The organism is Devosia subaequoris, from assembly GCF_014197055.1.
In the GTDB taxonomy this organism is placed as follows: Bacteria; Pseudomonadota; Alphaproteobacteria; order Rhizobiales; family Devosiaceae; genus Devosia; species Devosia subaequoris.
This window is the reverse complement of the sequence record NZ_JACIEW010000004.1, coordinates 108,616-124,374: the sequence shown is the minus strand read 5'-3', so window position 1 is coordinate 124,374 and position 15,759 is coordinate 108,616. Positions and strand designations below refer to the sequence as shown.

The 15,759-nt window shown below is 60.4% G+C and carries 16 protein-coding genes and 1 tRNA gene; 15 read left to right on the top strand and 2 right to left on the bottom strand.

The features are described 5' to 3' along the window. Nucleotides 1-22: 22 nt before the first annotated feature. A complete protein-coding gene (locus GGR20_RS09280) occupies nt 23-955 on the bottom strand; it encodes a LysR family transcriptional regulator (protein ID WP_183310975.1) in 933 nt (310 codons plus the stop codon). Between the two features lie 441 nt (nt 956-1,396). Between GGR20_RS09280 and GGR20_RS09275 the strand changes: the two genes are divergently transcribed. From GGR20_RS09275 to GGR20_RS09225, 12 genes are all read left to right on the top strand, one after another. Then, nucleotides 1,397-2,683, top strand: a complete 1,287-nt coding sequence (locus GGR20_RS09275) for an ABC transporter substrate-binding protein (protein ID WP_183310974.1) — start codon at nt 1,397-1,399, stop codon at nt 2,681-2,683. Between the two features lie 143 nt (nt 2,684-2,826). Further along, entirely contained in the window at nt 2,827-3,780 is a 954-nt protein-coding gene (locus GGR20_RS09270; protein WP_183310973.1) for a carbohydrate ABC transporter permease, read from the top strand. After that, on the top strand, nt 3,773-4,657 hold the full coding sequence (locus GGR20_RS09265; RefSeq protein WP_183310972.1) for a carbohydrate ABC transporter permease: 885 nt from the start codon (nt 3,773-3,775) through the stop codon (nt 4,655-4,657). The genes GGR20_RS09270 and GGR20_RS09265 overlap by 8 nt, the downstream gene beginning before the upstream one ends. A gap of 4 nt (nt 4,658-4,661) precedes the next feature. Continuing rightward, nucleotides 4,662-5,681 (top strand): Gfo/Idh/MocA family protein, encoded by a 1,020-nt coding sequence (locus tag GGR20_RS09260; protein WP_183310971.1) that lies wholly within the window; start codon nt 4,662-4,664, stop codon nt 5,679-5,681. Further along, complete coding sequence (locus tag GGR20_RS09255; protein WP_183310970.1) at nt 5,678-6,757, top strand: Gfo/Idh/MocA family protein; 1,080 nt, start codon at nt 5,678-5,680, stop codon at nt 6,755-6,757. The genes GGR20_RS09260 and GGR20_RS09255 overlap by 4 nt, the downstream gene beginning before the upstream one ends. 18 nt (nt 6,758-6,775) lie before the next feature. Next, complete coding sequence (locus GGR20_RS09250; RefSeq protein WP_183310969.1) at nt 6,776-7,828, top strand: ABC transporter ATP-binding protein; 1,053 nt, start codon at nt 6,776-6,778, stop codon at nt 7,826-7,828. Nucleotides 7,829-8,070: 242 nt separating this feature from the next. After that, on the top strand, nt 8,071-8,487 hold the full coding sequence (locus GGR20_RS09245) for a host attachment family protein (RefSeq protein WP_183310968.1): 417 nt from the start codon (nt 8,071-8,073) through the stop codon (nt 8,485-8,487). Nucleotides 8,488-8,489: 2 nt separating this feature from the next. Further along, entirely contained in the window at nt 8,490-9,893 is a 1,404-nt protein-coding gene (locus tag GGR20_RS09240; protein ID WP_253560142.1) for a mechanosensitive ion channel domain-containing protein, read from the top strand. Between the two features lie 365 nt (nt 9,894-10,258). Further along, the gene (locus GGR20_RS18665; protein ID WP_253560140.1) at nt 10,259-10,564 is read left to right on the top strand and encodes an HNH endonuclease; all 306 of its coding nucleotides are present in this window, start codon (nt 10,259-10,261) and stop codon (nt 10,562-10,564) included. Nucleotides 10,565-10,583: 19 nt separating this feature from the next. Continuing rightward, nucleotides 10,584-11,003, top strand: a complete 420-nt coding sequence (locus GGR20_RS18660) for an ABC-three component system protein (protein ID WP_246349516.1) — start codon at nt 10,584-10,586, stop codon at nt 11,001-11,003. After that, nucleotides 11,000-11,227, top strand: a complete 228-nt coding sequence (locus GGR20_RS09230) for an ABC-three component system middle component 6 (RefSeq protein ID WP_183310967.1) — start codon at nt 11,000-11,002, stop codon at nt 11,225-11,227. The genes GGR20_RS18660 and GGR20_RS09230 overlap by 4 nt, the downstream gene beginning before the upstream one ends. Before the next feature lie 196 nt (nt 11,228-11,423). Continuing rightward, a complete protein-coding gene (locus GGR20_RS09225; protein ID WP_246349515.1) occupies nt 11,424-12,965 on the top strand; it encodes a DUF2326 domain-containing protein in 1,542 nt (513 codons plus the stop codon). 631 nt (nt 12,966-13,596) lie between these two features. On the opposite strand, the gene GGR20_RS09220 is transcribed toward GGR20_RS09225, so the two are convergent. Continuing rightward, nucleotides 13,597-13,671 (bottom strand) — tRNA-Gly (locus GGR20_RS09220). A 197-nt stretch (nt 13,672-13,868) separates the two neighbouring features. Between GGR20_RS09220 and GGR20_RS09215 the strand changes: the two genes are divergently transcribed. Genes GGR20_RS09215 through GGR20_RS09205 form a run of 3 tightly spaced genes read left to right on the top strand, consistent with a single transcriptional unit; the run spans nt 13,869 to nt 15,726 of the window. Beyond that, entirely contained in the window at nt 13,869-14,822 is a 954-nt protein-coding gene (locus GGR20_RS09215; RefSeq protein ID WP_183310966.1) for a thioredoxin family protein, read from the top strand. Nucleotides 14,823-14,833: 11 nt separating this feature from the next. Beyond that, nucleotides 14,834-15,502 (top strand): LON peptidase substrate-binding domain-containing protein, encoded by a 669-nt coding sequence (locus tag GGR20_RS09210; RefSeq protein WP_183310965.1) that lies wholly within the window; start codon nt 14,834-14,836, stop codon nt 15,500-15,502. Next, nucleotides 15,502-15,726 (top strand): Trm112 family protein, encoded by a 225-nt coding sequence (locus GGR20_RS09205; protein WP_183310964.1) that lies wholly within the window; start codon nt 15,502-15,504, stop codon nt 15,724-15,726. Before GGR20_RS09210 ends, GGR20_RS09205 begins: the two co-directional genes overlap by 1 nt. The last annotated feature ends 33 nt before the right edge of the window (nt 15,727-15,759 follow it).

The window sequence follows — 15,759 nt, the reverse complement described above, 5'->3', positions numbered from 1 at the left end:
ACCCTCGCCTGATCGCGTATTCTTATTCGGCCGGCTCCCACGGCGGCAGCACCGCATGACACGCCGTGGTGATCCGTTCGATCAGCTCTTCAACCCGTGCCTCGCCACGTCGCTCCCTGAGCACATAGATGCCGGTTACAGCACGGCGCGGTTCATCCTTCTGCACCACCTCGACCAGGCCGCGCTCGCGAAAATGGTCGCGCAGCACATGGGTGTGGACCAGCACCGCATCGGTTGCCAGCGCGTAGTCGACGCACGCCGCCAGCGAATTGGTGCGAAACGCCACGCTGGTCCGGTCGAACACGGTTTCCACGCGGGTGCGCCGACGGGAGGGATCGAAGAACCGCTCATGCCGGCTTTCGGCCAGCGAACTGATCACAATGGGGTAGCTGTCGATCTCCGACAGGCTCTGCGGCGCGCCCAGCAGGACATGTCCCTCCCGCACGAAGAAGGCATTATAGACCCGGGTCAGCGGCACGAAATCGGTGCCAATAGCACCACTCAGCCCGTCGATTTCATGGGCCAGAAACATCGAAATGTCCCCCGAGAGCATCTGGTCCATCAGCCGGAGTTGGTTGCCCAGGCTGACCTGTACCGGCGCCTTGGGGAATTCGCGTTGATAGTCCACCACCATGTCGCGCAGGAACATGGTCCACCAGGAATAGCCCGAGCCAATCGACATGCCTCGCTCCGAACCGCGTTTCTGGTCGGCAATGGCGTTGAGCGTATTATCGTAGAGTCGGCGCATCAGCCGCGCGTTTTCATACAGCGTCTCGCCATAGCGCGTCAGCGTCATGCCGCGCGAGGAGCGCTCGAACAGCGGGGCCCCTACGACTTCCTCGAGCTTGTTCATATTGAAGCTCAGCGTCGGCTGGGTGATGAACAGGGCTGTGGCCGCCCCGCTCAGCGAACCCGCATCGGCGACGGCGAGAAATTGGGTGAGCAGCTTATCCATCGGCGATCCTCTCCCCGTAATTGGATATAGAAATAATCTATATTGTCACCGAAACTTCGTAGTTTTCCAATTAGCTTTTTTGCGCCACTGTCTGGCGCGAGAGGAGATGGCGACCGTCTGAGGAGACCGGCCTGCCCATAAAGTCCGCTACCGACCTCCCAGGAACAGCAGGACTGTTTCACAGGTGTGAAATCGATAGCAATTGACTTCCATACAAGATTGTTGCCGCCGGCGCGGCTTGTATGGTAAGGGCGTAACTGGCTGGTTATTTTGCCGCAGAGGCATTTGCTGCTCTGTACGCGAAATCCGGAGCCAATGATGGTTGACAAGCGCATCAAGGGTTCTAACGTAGTAACCAGTTGGTGATTTAGCGACGGGGAGGTCGCTGACCAGACCCGGTTCCGCACTTGCGGAGCGGCAATTATTCATGGGAGGAAAGACATGACAATTCGACTCGGACGCCGTCAGTTCCTGTTGGGATCTTCGGCATTGGCGGCTGCTGCCGCTGCCGGCATCAGCCCGGCCTTTGCTCAGAGCGCCCTGCGCCTGTTGTTCTGGGGTGGACAGGACCGCGCCGACCGCACCTATGCGGTCTCCGACATGTTCAGTGAATCCAGCGGCGTCGAAATGGCCCCTGAATTCCTGTCCTGGTCCGACTATTGGCCCAAGCTGGCCACTCAGACCGCCGGCGGCAACGCGCCTGACATTGTCCAGATGGACTATCGCTACATCGTGGAATACGCCACGCGCAACGCCATTGCTCCGCTCGATGAATTCGTCGGTGGCGCTCTCAAGCTCGACAATTTCGACCCGGACCAGCTCGAGGGCGGCAAGGTCGGCGGCGAACTCTACGGCATTTCGCTCGGCGCCAACTCGGTGGCGACCCTGGTCAACACCGACGCCTTCGCCGAGGTGGGTATCGATGCGCCGACCAATGCCTGGACCTATGACGACATCATGGAGATGGCGGAAGCCTTCAACAGCGCCAATATCCGTGGCGGCATGAAGGTAATGTCGGACGGTTCCTACACCGAGCCCATGCTGCACAATTGGTTGCGCCAGCGCGGCAAGGAACTCTACACCCCCGATGGTCAGCTCGCATTCGACGAAGATGATGCCATCGAGTGGTACACCTTGTGGGCCAAGCTGCGGGAGGCGGGTGCAATCGTCTCGGCCGAAGATCAGGCGCTCGATAGCGGCCCGCTCGAAACCACCATGATCGTTCTGGGCAAGTCGGCTCTCATGCCGTCGAACTCGAACCAGCTCGTCGCCTACCAGACCCTGGTGCAGGACGATCTCAACATGATCGGCTACCCGCGCATTGCTGAAGGTGTCGGTGGTGGTCACTACCGCAAGCCGTCCATGTTCTTCTCTGTCGGCGGCAGCTCCGCCAACAAGGAAGCGGCCGCGGAGTTCCTCAACTTCTTCATCTCCGACCCTGAAGCTGCCAAGGTGCTTGGCGTCGAGCGCGGCATTCCCTGCCTGCCCTCGACTCGCGAAGTTGTCGCGCCCACACTCGACGAAAAGGGCCAGATCGCCCTCAACTTCGTTGCCAATCTTGGTGACCTGCTCGGCGCCCTGCCGCCGCCGCCGCCGCCGTCCGCCGGTGAAATCGACGCTTCACTGATCCGTACCCTGGGCCAGGAAGTGGGCTTTGGTGCCAAGTCGCCGGAACAGGCCGGTCGCGACCTGGTCAGCGGCGCCAAGGACATCCTGAGCCGCTCCTAAGGGCTAGACCTCGACCGCGCGTCCCGCCTGCGGGATGCGCGGTTCATTTACTGCAAGGAACAGCTTTCCATGCCGCACAATCTGCAATGCCATGACCGGGCGTTCGTCGCCGTGGCGGCTTCGTTCGAGCGGGTGCTCTGACCATGTCCGTTCAACACTCTTCCCGCGCCACGACCACGGTGGTCGACGGCCCTGTGTCCCGGGGCTCGCTTTGGTCGCGCTTCTGGCAGAATGACGCGCCTGGATACCTGTTCCTGCTGCCTTGGCTGATCGGTTTCTTCGGGCTGACTGTTGGCCCGATGGTCACCTCGTTCTACCTCAGCTTCACCGACTTCGACCTGCTGACATCGCCCGACTGGGTCGGCACGGACAACTATGTTCGCATGCTGACCAACGACCCCAAGTTCTGGACATCCATGCGGGTGACCATGTTCTTCGTGGTGTTTTCGGTGCCGCTCAAGCTGTGCTTCGCGCTGGCTGTCGCCATGCTGCTCAATCGCGGCATCCGTGGACTGCCGCTTTATCGCGCCCTGTTCTATCTGCCGAGCCTGCTCGGGGCCTCGGTTGCCATCGCCATTCTCTGGCGCCAGATCTTTTCCGGTGACGGCCTGGTCAATCAGGTCCTGGCGCTGGTGGGCATCCAGGGACCGAGCTGGATCTCAAATCCCAACTATTCCCTCTGGACCCTGATCGTGCTCTCGATCTGGCAGTTCGGCTCGCCCATGATCATTTTCCTGGCCGGCCTGCGCCAGATCCCCAGCGACATGTATGAGGCGGCCAGCCTCGACGGGGCCAGCAAATGGCGGCAGTTCGTCAAGATCACCTTGCCCCTGCTCACCCCGGTGGTGTTCTTCAACGCCATCATTCAGACCATCGAGGCCTTCAAGAGCTTCACCCCGGCGTTCATTATCTCTGGCGGAACGGGCAATCCGATCAACTCGACCCTGTTCTATACGCTCTACCTCTACCAGGAAGCCTTCGGGTTCTTCCGCATGGGCTACGCCTCGGCGCTGGCCTGGGTCCTGCTTGCCCTGGTTGGACTGTTCACCGCCTTTTCCTTCCTGACCTCGAAATACTGGGTGCACTACGATGAGTGACGTTCCGGCCCAACTCACTGTGGTGACCGGCGAGGATTCGCCGGCCCGCTCCAGGCTGACTTCGGTGATGATCCATGTGGCGCTTCTGGCGGCTTCGGTCATCATGCTCTATCCGCTGCTCTGGCTGCTGGCTGCCTCGTTCCGCCCTGAGAACGAGATCTTTACCTCGGCCAGCATCATCCCGAGCAGCTGGAGCATCGACTCTTACTTCCGCGGCTGGAACGGGCTGCGCACCAGCTTTGGCACCTTTTACATCAACAGCTTCATCATCTCGGGGCTCTCGGTCATTGGCAATGTGCTGGCCTGCTCCATGGCGGCCTACGCCTTCGCCCGGCTGAACTTCAAGTACAAGAACTTCTGGTTCGCCCTGATGCTGATGACGCTGATGCTGCCCTACCAGGTCACGCTGATCCCGCAATATGTGCTCTTCCGCGGCCTGGGCTGGGTCAATACCTTCATGCCCCTGGTGGTGCCCAAGTTCCTGGCTGCCGATGGTTTCTTCATCTTCCTCATGGTGCAGTTCTTCCGTGGCCTGCCCCGCGAGCTTGATGAGGCGGCACAGATGGATGGCTGCTCGCCCTGGCGCATCTACTGGAAGATCATTCTCCCGCTCTCGACGCCGGTGCTGGCCACTGCCGCCATCTTCACCTTCATATGGACCTGGGACGACTTCTTTGGTCCGCTGATCTACCTGAGCGAAATGAAGTCCTACACCGTCATGCTGGGTCTGCGCACCTTCACTGACAGTACGGGTGAAAGCGACTTTGGCGGCCTGTTCGCCATGAGCGTGCTCAGTCTGATCCCGATCTTCCTCTTCTTCCTGTTCTTCCAGCGCATGCTCATCGAGGGCATCGCCACCACCGGTATGAAACGCTAAGACTATGTCCGATATTAAATTCGCCGCCATCGGTATCAACCACGCCCATATCTACGGGCAGGTGGAGTGCCTCAAGCGCGCCGGCGCCCAGTTCGTCGCCTTCCACGCCATCGAGGACGATCTTGCCAAAACCTTTGGTGAGAAATTCCCCGAAGCAAAGCGCGTCGCCGATCCGGCCGCCATTCTCGAAGACGACAGCATTCAGGTGGTCGTGACCGCTGCTATTCCGGGCGACCGGGCCGAGATCTGCCTGTCCGCAATGCGCCACGGCAAGGATGTGCTGACCGACAAGCCGGGCATGACCACCTTTGCTCAGCTTGAGGAAATCCAAAAGGTACAGAAGGAAACCGGGCGCATCTTCTCCGTGCTCTATTCCGAGCATTTCGAGGTTTCGGCAGCCGTGGAGGCCGGCAATCTGATTGCCAAGGGCGCCATCGGCCAGGTGGTCAATACGGTTGGCCTGGGGCCGCACTCGCTGCGTCTCAACAACCGGCCCGACTGGTTCTTCACCCGCAATCGTTATGGCGGCATTCTGTGCGATATCGCCAGCCACCAGTTCGAGCAGTTCCTGTTCTTCTCCGATGCCATGGATGGTGAAGTGGTTTCGGCCAGCGTCGCCAATCGCGGCCATGCCGACAAGCCCGGCCTTCAGGATGTGGGCGACGCCCATATCCGCACCGCCAATACTTCGGGCTATATCCGGGTTGATTGGTTCACCCCCGAGGGCCTGCCCACCTGGGGCGACGGACGCCTGACCATTCTGGGCACCGAGGGCTATATCGAGCTGCGCAAATATGTCGATATCGCCGGGCGTCCTGGCGAGAACCATCTGTTCCTCGTCGACAAGAAGGGCGTCCAGCATATCGACTGCTCCAATGTCGATCTGCCATTCGGCCGCCAGTTCCTCGATGACGTGCGCAACCGCACCGAGACCGCCATGCCGCAACAGCGCTGCTACAACGCCATGAAGATGGCGCTGACCGCCCAGCAAATGGCCGAAGTCGGAACGGAGTGGGCCCAATGAGCCGCGTCCTGAACGTTGCCGTCGTCGGCTGCGGCATTGGCCGCTCGCACATTGTCGAGGGCTACCTGCCCAATGCCGACAAGTTCAAAGTGCTCGCCATTTGCGATCTCAACCAGGAACGCCTCGACCAGATCGGCGAGGAATTTGGCATCGAGCGCCGCATTGTCAATTTCGACGATCTGCTCGCCATAGACGACATCGACATTATCGATGTCTGCACCCCTCCCGGTGCGCACTTCTCCATGGTCACCGAGGCCCTCAAGGCCGGCAAGCATGTGGTGTGCGAAAAGCCGCTGGTCGGCTCGCTCAAGGATGTCGATGCCATTCTGGAGGTCGAAAAGACCGCCAAGGGCAAGCTGATGCCGGTGTTCCAGTACCGTTTTGGCAATGGCATCGAGCAGGCCAAGGCCATCATCGACGCCGGTATTGCCGGCAAGCCCTATTGTGGCACCGTGGAAACCATGTGGCGCCGCGAGGCTCCCTATTATGCTGTGCCCTGGCGCGGCAAATGGAAGACCGAGCTGGGCGGCGTCCTGATGGGCCACGCCATCCATCCGCACGATATCTTCACCTATCTGATGGGCGATATCGCACGCGTGTTCGGCCGGGTCGCTACCCGGGTCAATCCGATCGAAGTGGAAGACACCATTTCCGCCTCGCTTGAAATGAAGTCGGGGGCGCTGGCCAGCTTCACCGCCACCCTGGGTTCGGTGGACGAGATCACCCGCATCCGCCTGCAGTTCGAAAACGTCACCATTGAGAGCGACCACGCCCCCTACAATCCGGGCAAGGAGCTCTGGAAAATCCTGCCGCGCAATGACGAGGTCAAGGCGCGGATCGACGAGGCCCTGGCCAATTGGCAACACGTGCCGTCGCGGTTCCAGACCCAGATGGCCCGCTTCCACGATGCCATTTTCGGCAAGGGCGAATTGCCGGTCACCAGCGCCGACAGCCGTCGCGCGCTGGAACTGGTCACCGCCTTTTATCACTCTTCGTCCACCAACACCGAAGTCGCGCTGCCGCTCGGCCCCGATCACCCGCTCTATCAGAGCTGGGTCCCGGCCGAGTTCCGCTAAAGCGAGGAGAACAAAACCATGGCAACCTCCATCCAGTTGCGGCAGATCAAGAAGGCCTATGGCGATGTGCAGGTCATCCACGGCGTGGACCTGACCATCGATCCGGGCGAGTTCACCGTCTTTGTTGGTCCATCGGGCTGCGGCAAATCCACGCTTCTGCGCATGATCGCCGGGCTCGAGCCGATCACCGGCGGCGACCTGCTGATCGACGGCCAGCGGATGAATGAGATCCCGGCGGCCAAGCGCGGCATCGCCATGGTGTTCCAGTCCTATGCGCTCTACCCGCATATGAGTGTCTACAAGAACCTGGCATTCGGCCTCGAAACGGCGAAAATGCCCAAGGCCGAAATCGCCGAACGGGTGCAGAAGGCCGCCGAAATCCTCAAGATCGAGCCGCTCCTGCAGCGCAAGCCCAAGCAGCTCTCGGGCGGCCAGCGCCAGCGCGTCGCCATTGGACGCGCCATTGTGCGCGAGCCCAAGATCTTCCTGTTCGACGAGCCGCTGTCCAATCTGGACGCGGAACTGCGCGTTGCCATGCGTGTCGAAATCGCCAAACTGCACAATGATCTTGGAAACACCATGATCTATGTGACGCACGATCAGGTCGAAGCCATGACCATGGCCGACAAGATCGTGGTGCTGCGCGCTGGCGTCATCGAGCAGGCCGGCGCTCCGCTCGAGCTCTACAATAATCCGCGCAATCTGTTCGTCGCCGGCTTTATCGGCTCGCCCAAGATGAACTTCCTGACCACCACTGTCGAAAACAACACCCTCAAGACCGGCACCGCCAGTGTCTCGCTGGGCCGCGACGTCACCGGCGCAACCACCCTGGGCATCCGCCCGGAACACATCACCATTGCCGATGGTTCGGGCGTCAAGTTCGCCGATGTCATAATTGACCTCGTGGAAAATCTTGGCGGCCAGACCGTGGTCTATGCCACCACCAGGGACGGACAGGCCCTCACCATCGTGCTCGAAGGCCAGCGCGACGTGGCGCTCGGCTCTACTGTCGAGGCCTATCTCGACCCGGCCAGGGCGCACATCTTCGACGCTGAAGGCATGGCGATCTAGGGCAAATCTCTCCGGTAAAGAGATTTGAGCCAACGAGGCCACGAAAGCTACGCTTGAGTGGCGGAGCGGCCCTCCCAACCAAAAGACTTATCACCCTCGGGCCCGCCCCGGGGGTGTTTTGTATTGAGCAGCAGGGCGCTGCAAGATGGCAAAGGCGGTCAGTCGGCTGACCCTTGGAACGTTTCTCCCGATCGCTAGTTGGGTTTTCATCATCACTGCCAATGCACAACAGGAGCCAAGCGATGGGCGAGTCAGTTTCAATCCCCGATCAAACCCTCGTCGTGGTTGCAGATGGGCATCAGGCGATCCTGTTCCGTGCGCAGAGCACCAGCGAAAAACTGAGCCTGAGCGAGGACACGCGGCTGACGCCCAAGAACCTCGACGAGGACGGGCCATCTGGTTCGAGACCGGAAGAGCAGACCCCGCGCCAGACCGACGAGGCCACTTTCGCCAAACAACTGGCCGATGCCCTGTTCCGGCGCAAAGATGCCAACGACTTCCAGCATCTCGTTCTCGTGGCTGATCCCCAGACTTTGGGCCAGCTCCGCGACACGATGCACAAGATCGTCTCCGAAAGCATCATCTTGTCCCTGGATAAGGAATTGACCAATCACAGCGTGAGCGAAATCGCCACCATCGTTGACCGCGCTGCGAACTAGTCGTGGCGCGAGCGGCCAAAGCGTCGGCGCAATGGGTCCGCTCTCTGGTGGCGGCGGTCTGCCTGCTGTTCTTTTCCTCTGCCGGCATGGCCCAACTCCTCGAACCGGCCGATCCGGCCGGCATGGAAGACGCGCCCCTCGCGCAGCAGGTGGAGGTCGTCCCCGGGGCTTCCGACGCTCAGATTGCCGCCCGGTTGAGCGATATTCTGAGGGCCACGGAATGGTACGAGGCTCCTCAGGTCACGGTAACCGACGGCGTCGCCTTTCTCGATGGCACGACCGATAGCCAGCTCCGCCGCAATTGGGCCGGAAGCCTCGCGGAAAAAACCCAGGGTGTGGTTGCGGTCGTCAACCGCATTGCCGTCGATGCTGACGTCGGCTCGACCTTCGGGCGCGCCTGGGTGGAGAGCGTAGGTCTGGCACAGCAGGCGCTACAGGCCTGGCCCTTGGTGGTTCTGGCCGTTGTGGTCATCGTCGCCGCATGGCTGGTGTCCGTCCTGGTGCTGCGCATTGCCAGACATGTGCTCACGGGCCGGATTGAATCACCGCTTCTGCTCAGCGTGGTGGTCCGCGCCATCTCCATTCCTGTCTTCCTGTTGGGCATCTATTTCGTGCTCCGCGTGGCCGGACTGACCCAGTTGGCGCTCACGGTCCTGGGCGGCACGGGCCTCATCGGCATCATCATCGGTTTCGCGTTCCGCGATATTGCCGAGAACTTTCTCGCCAGCCTGCTGCTGAGCATGCGCAATCCCTTTTCCGGCGGTGACCTGATCGAGGTGGCCGGACACACCGGGATCGTGCAGAATCTGAACACCCGCAGCACGGTGCTGCTGACGCTGGACGGCAACCACGTACAGATCCCCAATGCCACCGTGTTCAAGAGCACGATCAAGAACTACAGTTCCATCCCCAGCCGGCGGGCTGAGTTCATGGTGGGGATCGGCTACGATTCCTCGGTGTCGCTGGCGCAACGGTTGATCGGCGAGGTGCTCAACAAACACCCCGCGGTGCTTGGCCAGCCAGAACCGCTGGTCCTCGTCGACGAGCTGGGTGATGCCACGATCAATCTTCGCGTTTTTTACTGGTTCGACAGCGTCTCGTACTCGCCCGCCAAAATCAATTCGGCGCTGCTGCGGCAAACCAAGAACGCCCTGCTCCAGGGCGGCATCGAAATGCCTGACCCTGCCCGCGAGGTGGTGTTCCCCAAGGGCGTGCCTATCGTGCAGATGGATGCCGCTCCCCGCCAGACGGCGGAAACCTCGGCGGACCGGCCTGCCCAGCCGCCCCATGAAGAGAGCAGCGACGCGACGGCCGAGGAGGGCGACTTGTCGAATGAATCCAAATCGATGGAGCACACCGAGGGCCGGGTGCCCGAATCCGAGATCAACCTGCTGAGCCGGCGGTAAACGCTGTAAAGGTCTGGCCTGTGTTGCCCACCCCGACCTCTCCATCGTCCAGGGGCATGGCCATCCGGTAACGCCGGCACGTTTGCAACGCAGCCACACCCTCGGGCACGGCTCGGGAGTGTCTTTGTTTTTTCGGCGGGTATGGGGTGGGTGCGGTCAGTCCGGTTTGATTGGATACAGCGACAACCCGCCGATCAGCAAGCCACTCGCTCCGGCCTTCAATGCCTCGAAACTTGACAAGACGGCAGAAATTTTACTTGTCGGTGCTGATACAGTTATTTGAACTTGGGGCGGGAATTTGACTGTAAAGCTAATGTGGCGGCTGCGGGGCGAGCCGCACCTACTTGCGCGGATCGGCGGCTGCCGTGGGCGCTAGCTATCCGACCAGAATCATCCTCGCATTCCGTAGCGGGGGCGTCTGCGCCATGCCGAAATGCGGCAAGCACCTGACCTATGATTCACCTTCTGGCGACGACACCTATGTCGGTGAAGCTGCTCATATTAAAGGTGAGAAGCCAAAGGCGGCGCGCTACGAAGCCGCCATGACAGATGAAGGGCGCGACCATGTCGACAATCTGCTCTATCTCTGCACTGATCATCATACCATCATCGATAAGGTGCCCGCGGATTGGCCGACTGAAAAAACTCGTCGAGATCAAAACCAGGCATGAGGAGCAGGTCCGGCAGGCCATGGAACTGGCCTTTGCCGACGTAGCTCTTCCCGAACTCCAGAACGCCGTGGCATGGGTTTCCAGCCAATCGCCCGCAACAAACGGCTCCTTCGACCTCACCGCACCCGAAGAGAAGATTAGGAAAAATGCGCTCTCGAATGGCGCCCGTCACATCATAGCTGCCGGGCTGATGTCCCGCGACACGGTCGCCGCCTATGTCGAGGCAGAAGCCCAACTCGATCCCGATTTCCCAGAGCGTCTCAAGGCCGGATTCCTCGAGGAATATTTCAAGCAGCGTAAGGATGGGCATAATGGCGACGATCTGTTCGAACTCATGTGCGCGTTCGCACAGCGAGGCTTGCGAAAGCAAGCTGACAGGACGGCGGGCATTGCGGTTCTAGTTTACCTGTTCGAAATCTGCGACGTGTTCGAAAAATGATCTTGCCAACCAAACATATCCCGCAGAATGAAACCTTGCTCGGCGTGGGTGCGACGCTGCTTTCGCATCTGCGAGGGCCGATGACGGTCTCTGGCCTTTGGGAGCGCCTGCGCGCCGAGCCCAATGTTGGAACGTTCGAGCGATTCGTGCTGGCCGTAAACCTTCTCTACATGATCGGAGCCATCGAAATGGAGAATGGTCTGATCGTAAGGGCCGCGCCGTGATCCGGTCCATTCGCGCCAATCAAAGAGGCTTCCACACCGTCAACTTCCGGTCCGGAGTGAACTTTATTCTCGCTGACCGGTCAAAGACGGCCGGCGACAAGGACACCACAAATGCGCTTGGCAAGTCGACGCTGATCGAGATTATCGACTTCTGCCTCGGCAACAATCTCCCAATAAGGGGCTTCGCGTCGAGGATTTGGAAGGTTGGGCCTTCACCCTCGAACTCACTATCGCCGGCAAGGATGTTGCCGTCACGCGCGCGACCGACGCGCCCGGGTTCTTCGCGATCGAGGGGGAGACCAATCATTGGCCCATCAAGCCAACGCCTAACAAGGAAGGTTTATCCGGACTCGATGCTAAGAAATGGCGCACTGTCCTCGGCTGGGCGCTATTCAGTATTGGTGAACTGGCATCCGACGCGGGCTACAAGCCATCGGCGCGCTCCCTCCTCTCCTATTTCGTGCGCAACCAGGCGGCGGCCTACAACTCACCATTCAAGTATTTTGACAATCAAAAGACTTGGGACATTCAGGTACACAATGCGTACCTGCTCGGCCTCAACTGGGAAAAGGCGGCAATCTGGCAGCAGCTCAAGGACCAGAAGAATGCCCTCGCCGCACTCAAGCAGGCGATCAAGACCGGCGCAGTCGACGGCGAGCTGGCTTCGCTCGGTGAGCTGGAGGCGGAGCGCGTCCGCCTATCAACCCGGCTGGAGCGCGAGCGGGAGGCACTGTCCAACTTCCGTGTCCTACCGCAATATCGCGAGATCGAGGCGGAGGCCAACCGACTGACTGCGGAAATCCATGAGATGGTCAATGCGAATATCATCGATAAGCGGCGGCTCGAGAGATACCGCAACTCGCTCAAAGGTGAAGATGCGCCGACCGGCAACCGCTTAGAAGCACTCTATGCTGAGGCAGGTATTGCCCTGCCGGGGGCCGTCGTTAAAACCCTCGCTGACGCGCGAAGCTTCAACGCCAAGATAATTTCCAACCGGCGCAACTTTATCGCAGGCGAAATCGCCGCCTTAGAAGGCGCTATTGCCGATCGACACGCTAAGGTCACAACGTTGACAAACCGGCGCGCCGACTATCTCAACACTATTGCCGGTCAAGGTGCGCTCGAAGAGCTGACTCAGCTACAGGATTTTCACGCGGCCACACGCGCCAAAGTCGATGAATTGACCAACCGCATAACCCAATTGCGTCAGATGACGAGCAGGGCCGATTCGATCAAGGTCGAGACTGTAGAGCTCAAACGATCAACAACGCTTGACTATGAGGAGCGGCGCGAGGTCTGGTCAAAGGCACTGAGCTTGTTCTCGGAGTTCTCCGAGAACCTCTACAAATCGCCTGGGCGACTCGTCATCGATATTGGCGATACCGGCTATAAGTTCGATGTCGAGATCGCCGGCAGCCCTAGCGAGGGCATCAGCAAAATGAAGATTTTTTGCTACGACCTAACCCTGATCTCTTTTGCCCGCGAGCGCGGCCTAGGCATCGACTTCCTCATCCATGACAGCTCCATCTTTGATGGCGTCGATCCGCGCCAGCGTGCCCATGCCATCGAGCTGGCTACCACTATGGCCACGAAATATGGCTTCCAATATATCTGCACGCTTAACACTGACATGGTGCCCACTAAGGATTTCTCTGCCGATTTCGACTTCGAATCCTTGGTCCGCCTGAGGCTGACCGACACCGACCCGAGTGGCAGCCTTCTCGGTTTCCGCTATTGAGGTCGCGGCGATGATTAGTAGGTGGGATATGAACCGAGTGGCAACGATCCAAAACGCATCGACGGAGAATGTCGGCTTTCAAGGCTAGGTCAGACTAGGGTGAATGACAGGGGTCAGTATCTGCCCCCGAGCGAAAGATATCCCCGCCCCAAAAACCTCCCCTATCCTTCACCCATCCCCGTCACACACGCGGCCCCGACGCAGGGCCGGGCGGGGAGGCCGGGAAGAGGGGCGCCTCTTTACGCGGGTAGAAGCTCGGCAGCCGGACCTGCAATAACGGTACCGCCTGAATCCGGACCCGTGGAAAATCCGTGTTTCCGTGACGAACGGCCAGTGGCTCTTGCACTCGAACGTTCATCTTTCTGGGCCATTGGCCGTTCGTTACCGTGTAACCGCAAGCCGCAGGGCCGGGCGGCTTCGAGCCATGCCCGAATGGCAGATTTCCCCGCTGGAGAGATTTTATCCGCGACGCGGATGGGTGGCGCCGGTGGAGCCGCACAAGGCGCAAATGCCGGGTGTCGCGCCTGTCGCCTCTGACGGATCAAATGTGCAGGGCCAATCCAGTCAGCACCAAAACAACAAAGGCCGGACTTGCGTCCGGCCTTTTGTCGTGTCCCGGTAATCGGGAAATTGGAGCGGGCGATGGGATTCGAACCCACGACCCTAACCTTGGCAAGGTTATGCTCTACCCCTGAGCTACACCCGCGCTCCGTCTCGCTGCACTTGTAAGTGCGGCGACGGGCGCTATATGCCCAATCGCCGATCCGATTGCAACCCGGTTTTTTGCCTTTATGTCATCTTCGCGAAATGCTGTGGGAATCGGGGGTTGCCAGCGCGGTGCCTGCGGGCGCAAAAAGACCGCAAACGCTGCATTTCCTGATCAGCTCAAGAGTGGAAGAAATTATGACCTTGTCGTTTGATGGTACTCCGGCCGCCGCTCCCAATCCCGCCGATCTCATACGGGACGGTTCGGATGCCGGCTTCAAGACAGATGTCATCGATGCTTCGCTTGAGGTGCCGGTGCTGGTTGATTTCTGGGCCCCATGGTGTGGCCCGTGCCGTCAGCTCGGTCCGGCCATTGAAAAGGTCGTCACCGAAAAGGCCGGCCAGATCAAGCTGGTCAAGATCAATATCGATGAGCACCCCCAGATCGCCGGGCAGCTTGGTGTGCAGTCGATCCCGGCCGTTTTCGGCTTTGCCGGCGGTCGCCCGGTCGATGGGTTCATGGGCGCCATGCCCGAAGGCGAAGTGCGCCGCTTCGCCGAAAAGCTGATTGCCGCCGCCCCCGCCGGGGCGGGCCAGGTTGCGGCGGGTGGCGATTCGCTCGAAGCCCAGATCGCCCAGGCCATCGAAGCCGCACAGGCTGCACGAGCGGCCGGGGATTTGGGTCAAGCCGCGCAGATCTTTGGAATGGTCCTGCAGCACGCACCCGACAATGTTGAGGCAGTGGTCGGGCTCGCAGGCGTCTATCTCAACGCTGGTGAAATCGAGCAGGCCAAGTCGACGCTCGACATGGTGCCCGAGGACAAGCGCACCGGCGACGACTATGCCGCGCTGACCAATGCCATCCGCCTCAAGGAAGAGGCCTCGGGCCTCTCCGAAGCGGCCACGCTTGAGGCCGCCATCGCGGCCGATCCGGATAATCACCAGGCCCGTCTCGATCTGGCCGTGGTGCTCAACGCCGAAGGCAAGCGGCTTGAGGCGGCCGAAGCACTGGTGGCCAGCTTCAAGCGCGATCGCAGCTGGAACGAGGATGCGGCGCGCAAGAAGCTGCTGGAATTGTTCGAAGCGTGGGGGCCCAAGGATCCGGCCACGCTCAAGGGCCGGCGGATGCTCTCGACCGTCCTCTTCTCGTAACAGGATTCTTGATGCCCAAACGACCGACCAGCCCGGCCGATCTGCCCAAATCCGTACCGGTGTTTCCGCTCAGCGGGGCGCTGCTGCTGCCCTTTTCGCATCGCCCGCTCAATATCTTTGAGCCGCGCTATGTCGAAATGGTCGATGCCGCCCTGCGTGGCGACCGGCTGATCGGGCTGATCCAGCCCGAGGATACCAGCGAGGAAAGCCCCGAGGGGCACGCTCCATTGCAATCGGTGGGGTGTCTGGGCCGCCTCACGCATTTCGAGGAAAGCGGCGACGGTCGCTATTTCATCATCCTTGAAGGCGTCACCCGTTTCCGCCTGATGCATGAGCTGACCGTGCTTACCCCCTATCGGCAAGGCGTGATCTCGGCTGAGGGCTACGAGGCCGATTTCGCGCGCAATCACGGCGAAGAGGGGGTTGATCGGACCCGCTTCGTCAAGATGATGCGCGACTATGCTGAGTTCGCCAATTTCGAGCTCAACTGGGAAGAAATCGAATCCACCGGCACCGCCGATCTGGTCAATTTCTGCTGCATGGTCTCGCCCTATGGTGCGGCGGAAAAGCAGGTCCTGCTCGAAGCCAAGACCCTGGAAGAGCGCGCCGAGACGCTGATCGCCATGACCGAATATGAAATGGCGCGGGGCGGCTCGGACGGCGCCACGCCGCTCAACTGATGGGCAGTGAGCCGGTCGACCCGCGCCATGTGCTTGATGTGCACATGCTCGAAATGCTGGTCTGCCCGCTCACCAAGACCCGGCTGACCTTGTCGGCCGACAAGTCCGAATTGATCTCCGTTGCGGCGCGGCTGGCCTTTCCCATTCGCAAGGGCGTGCCGCTTCTCAGCCTTGAGGAAGCCCGCACAATCGAGCCTGAGGAAATCCAGCGCCATTCCAGATGACCAGTTTATCCCCGATCAAGCTGGCCGGGGTAT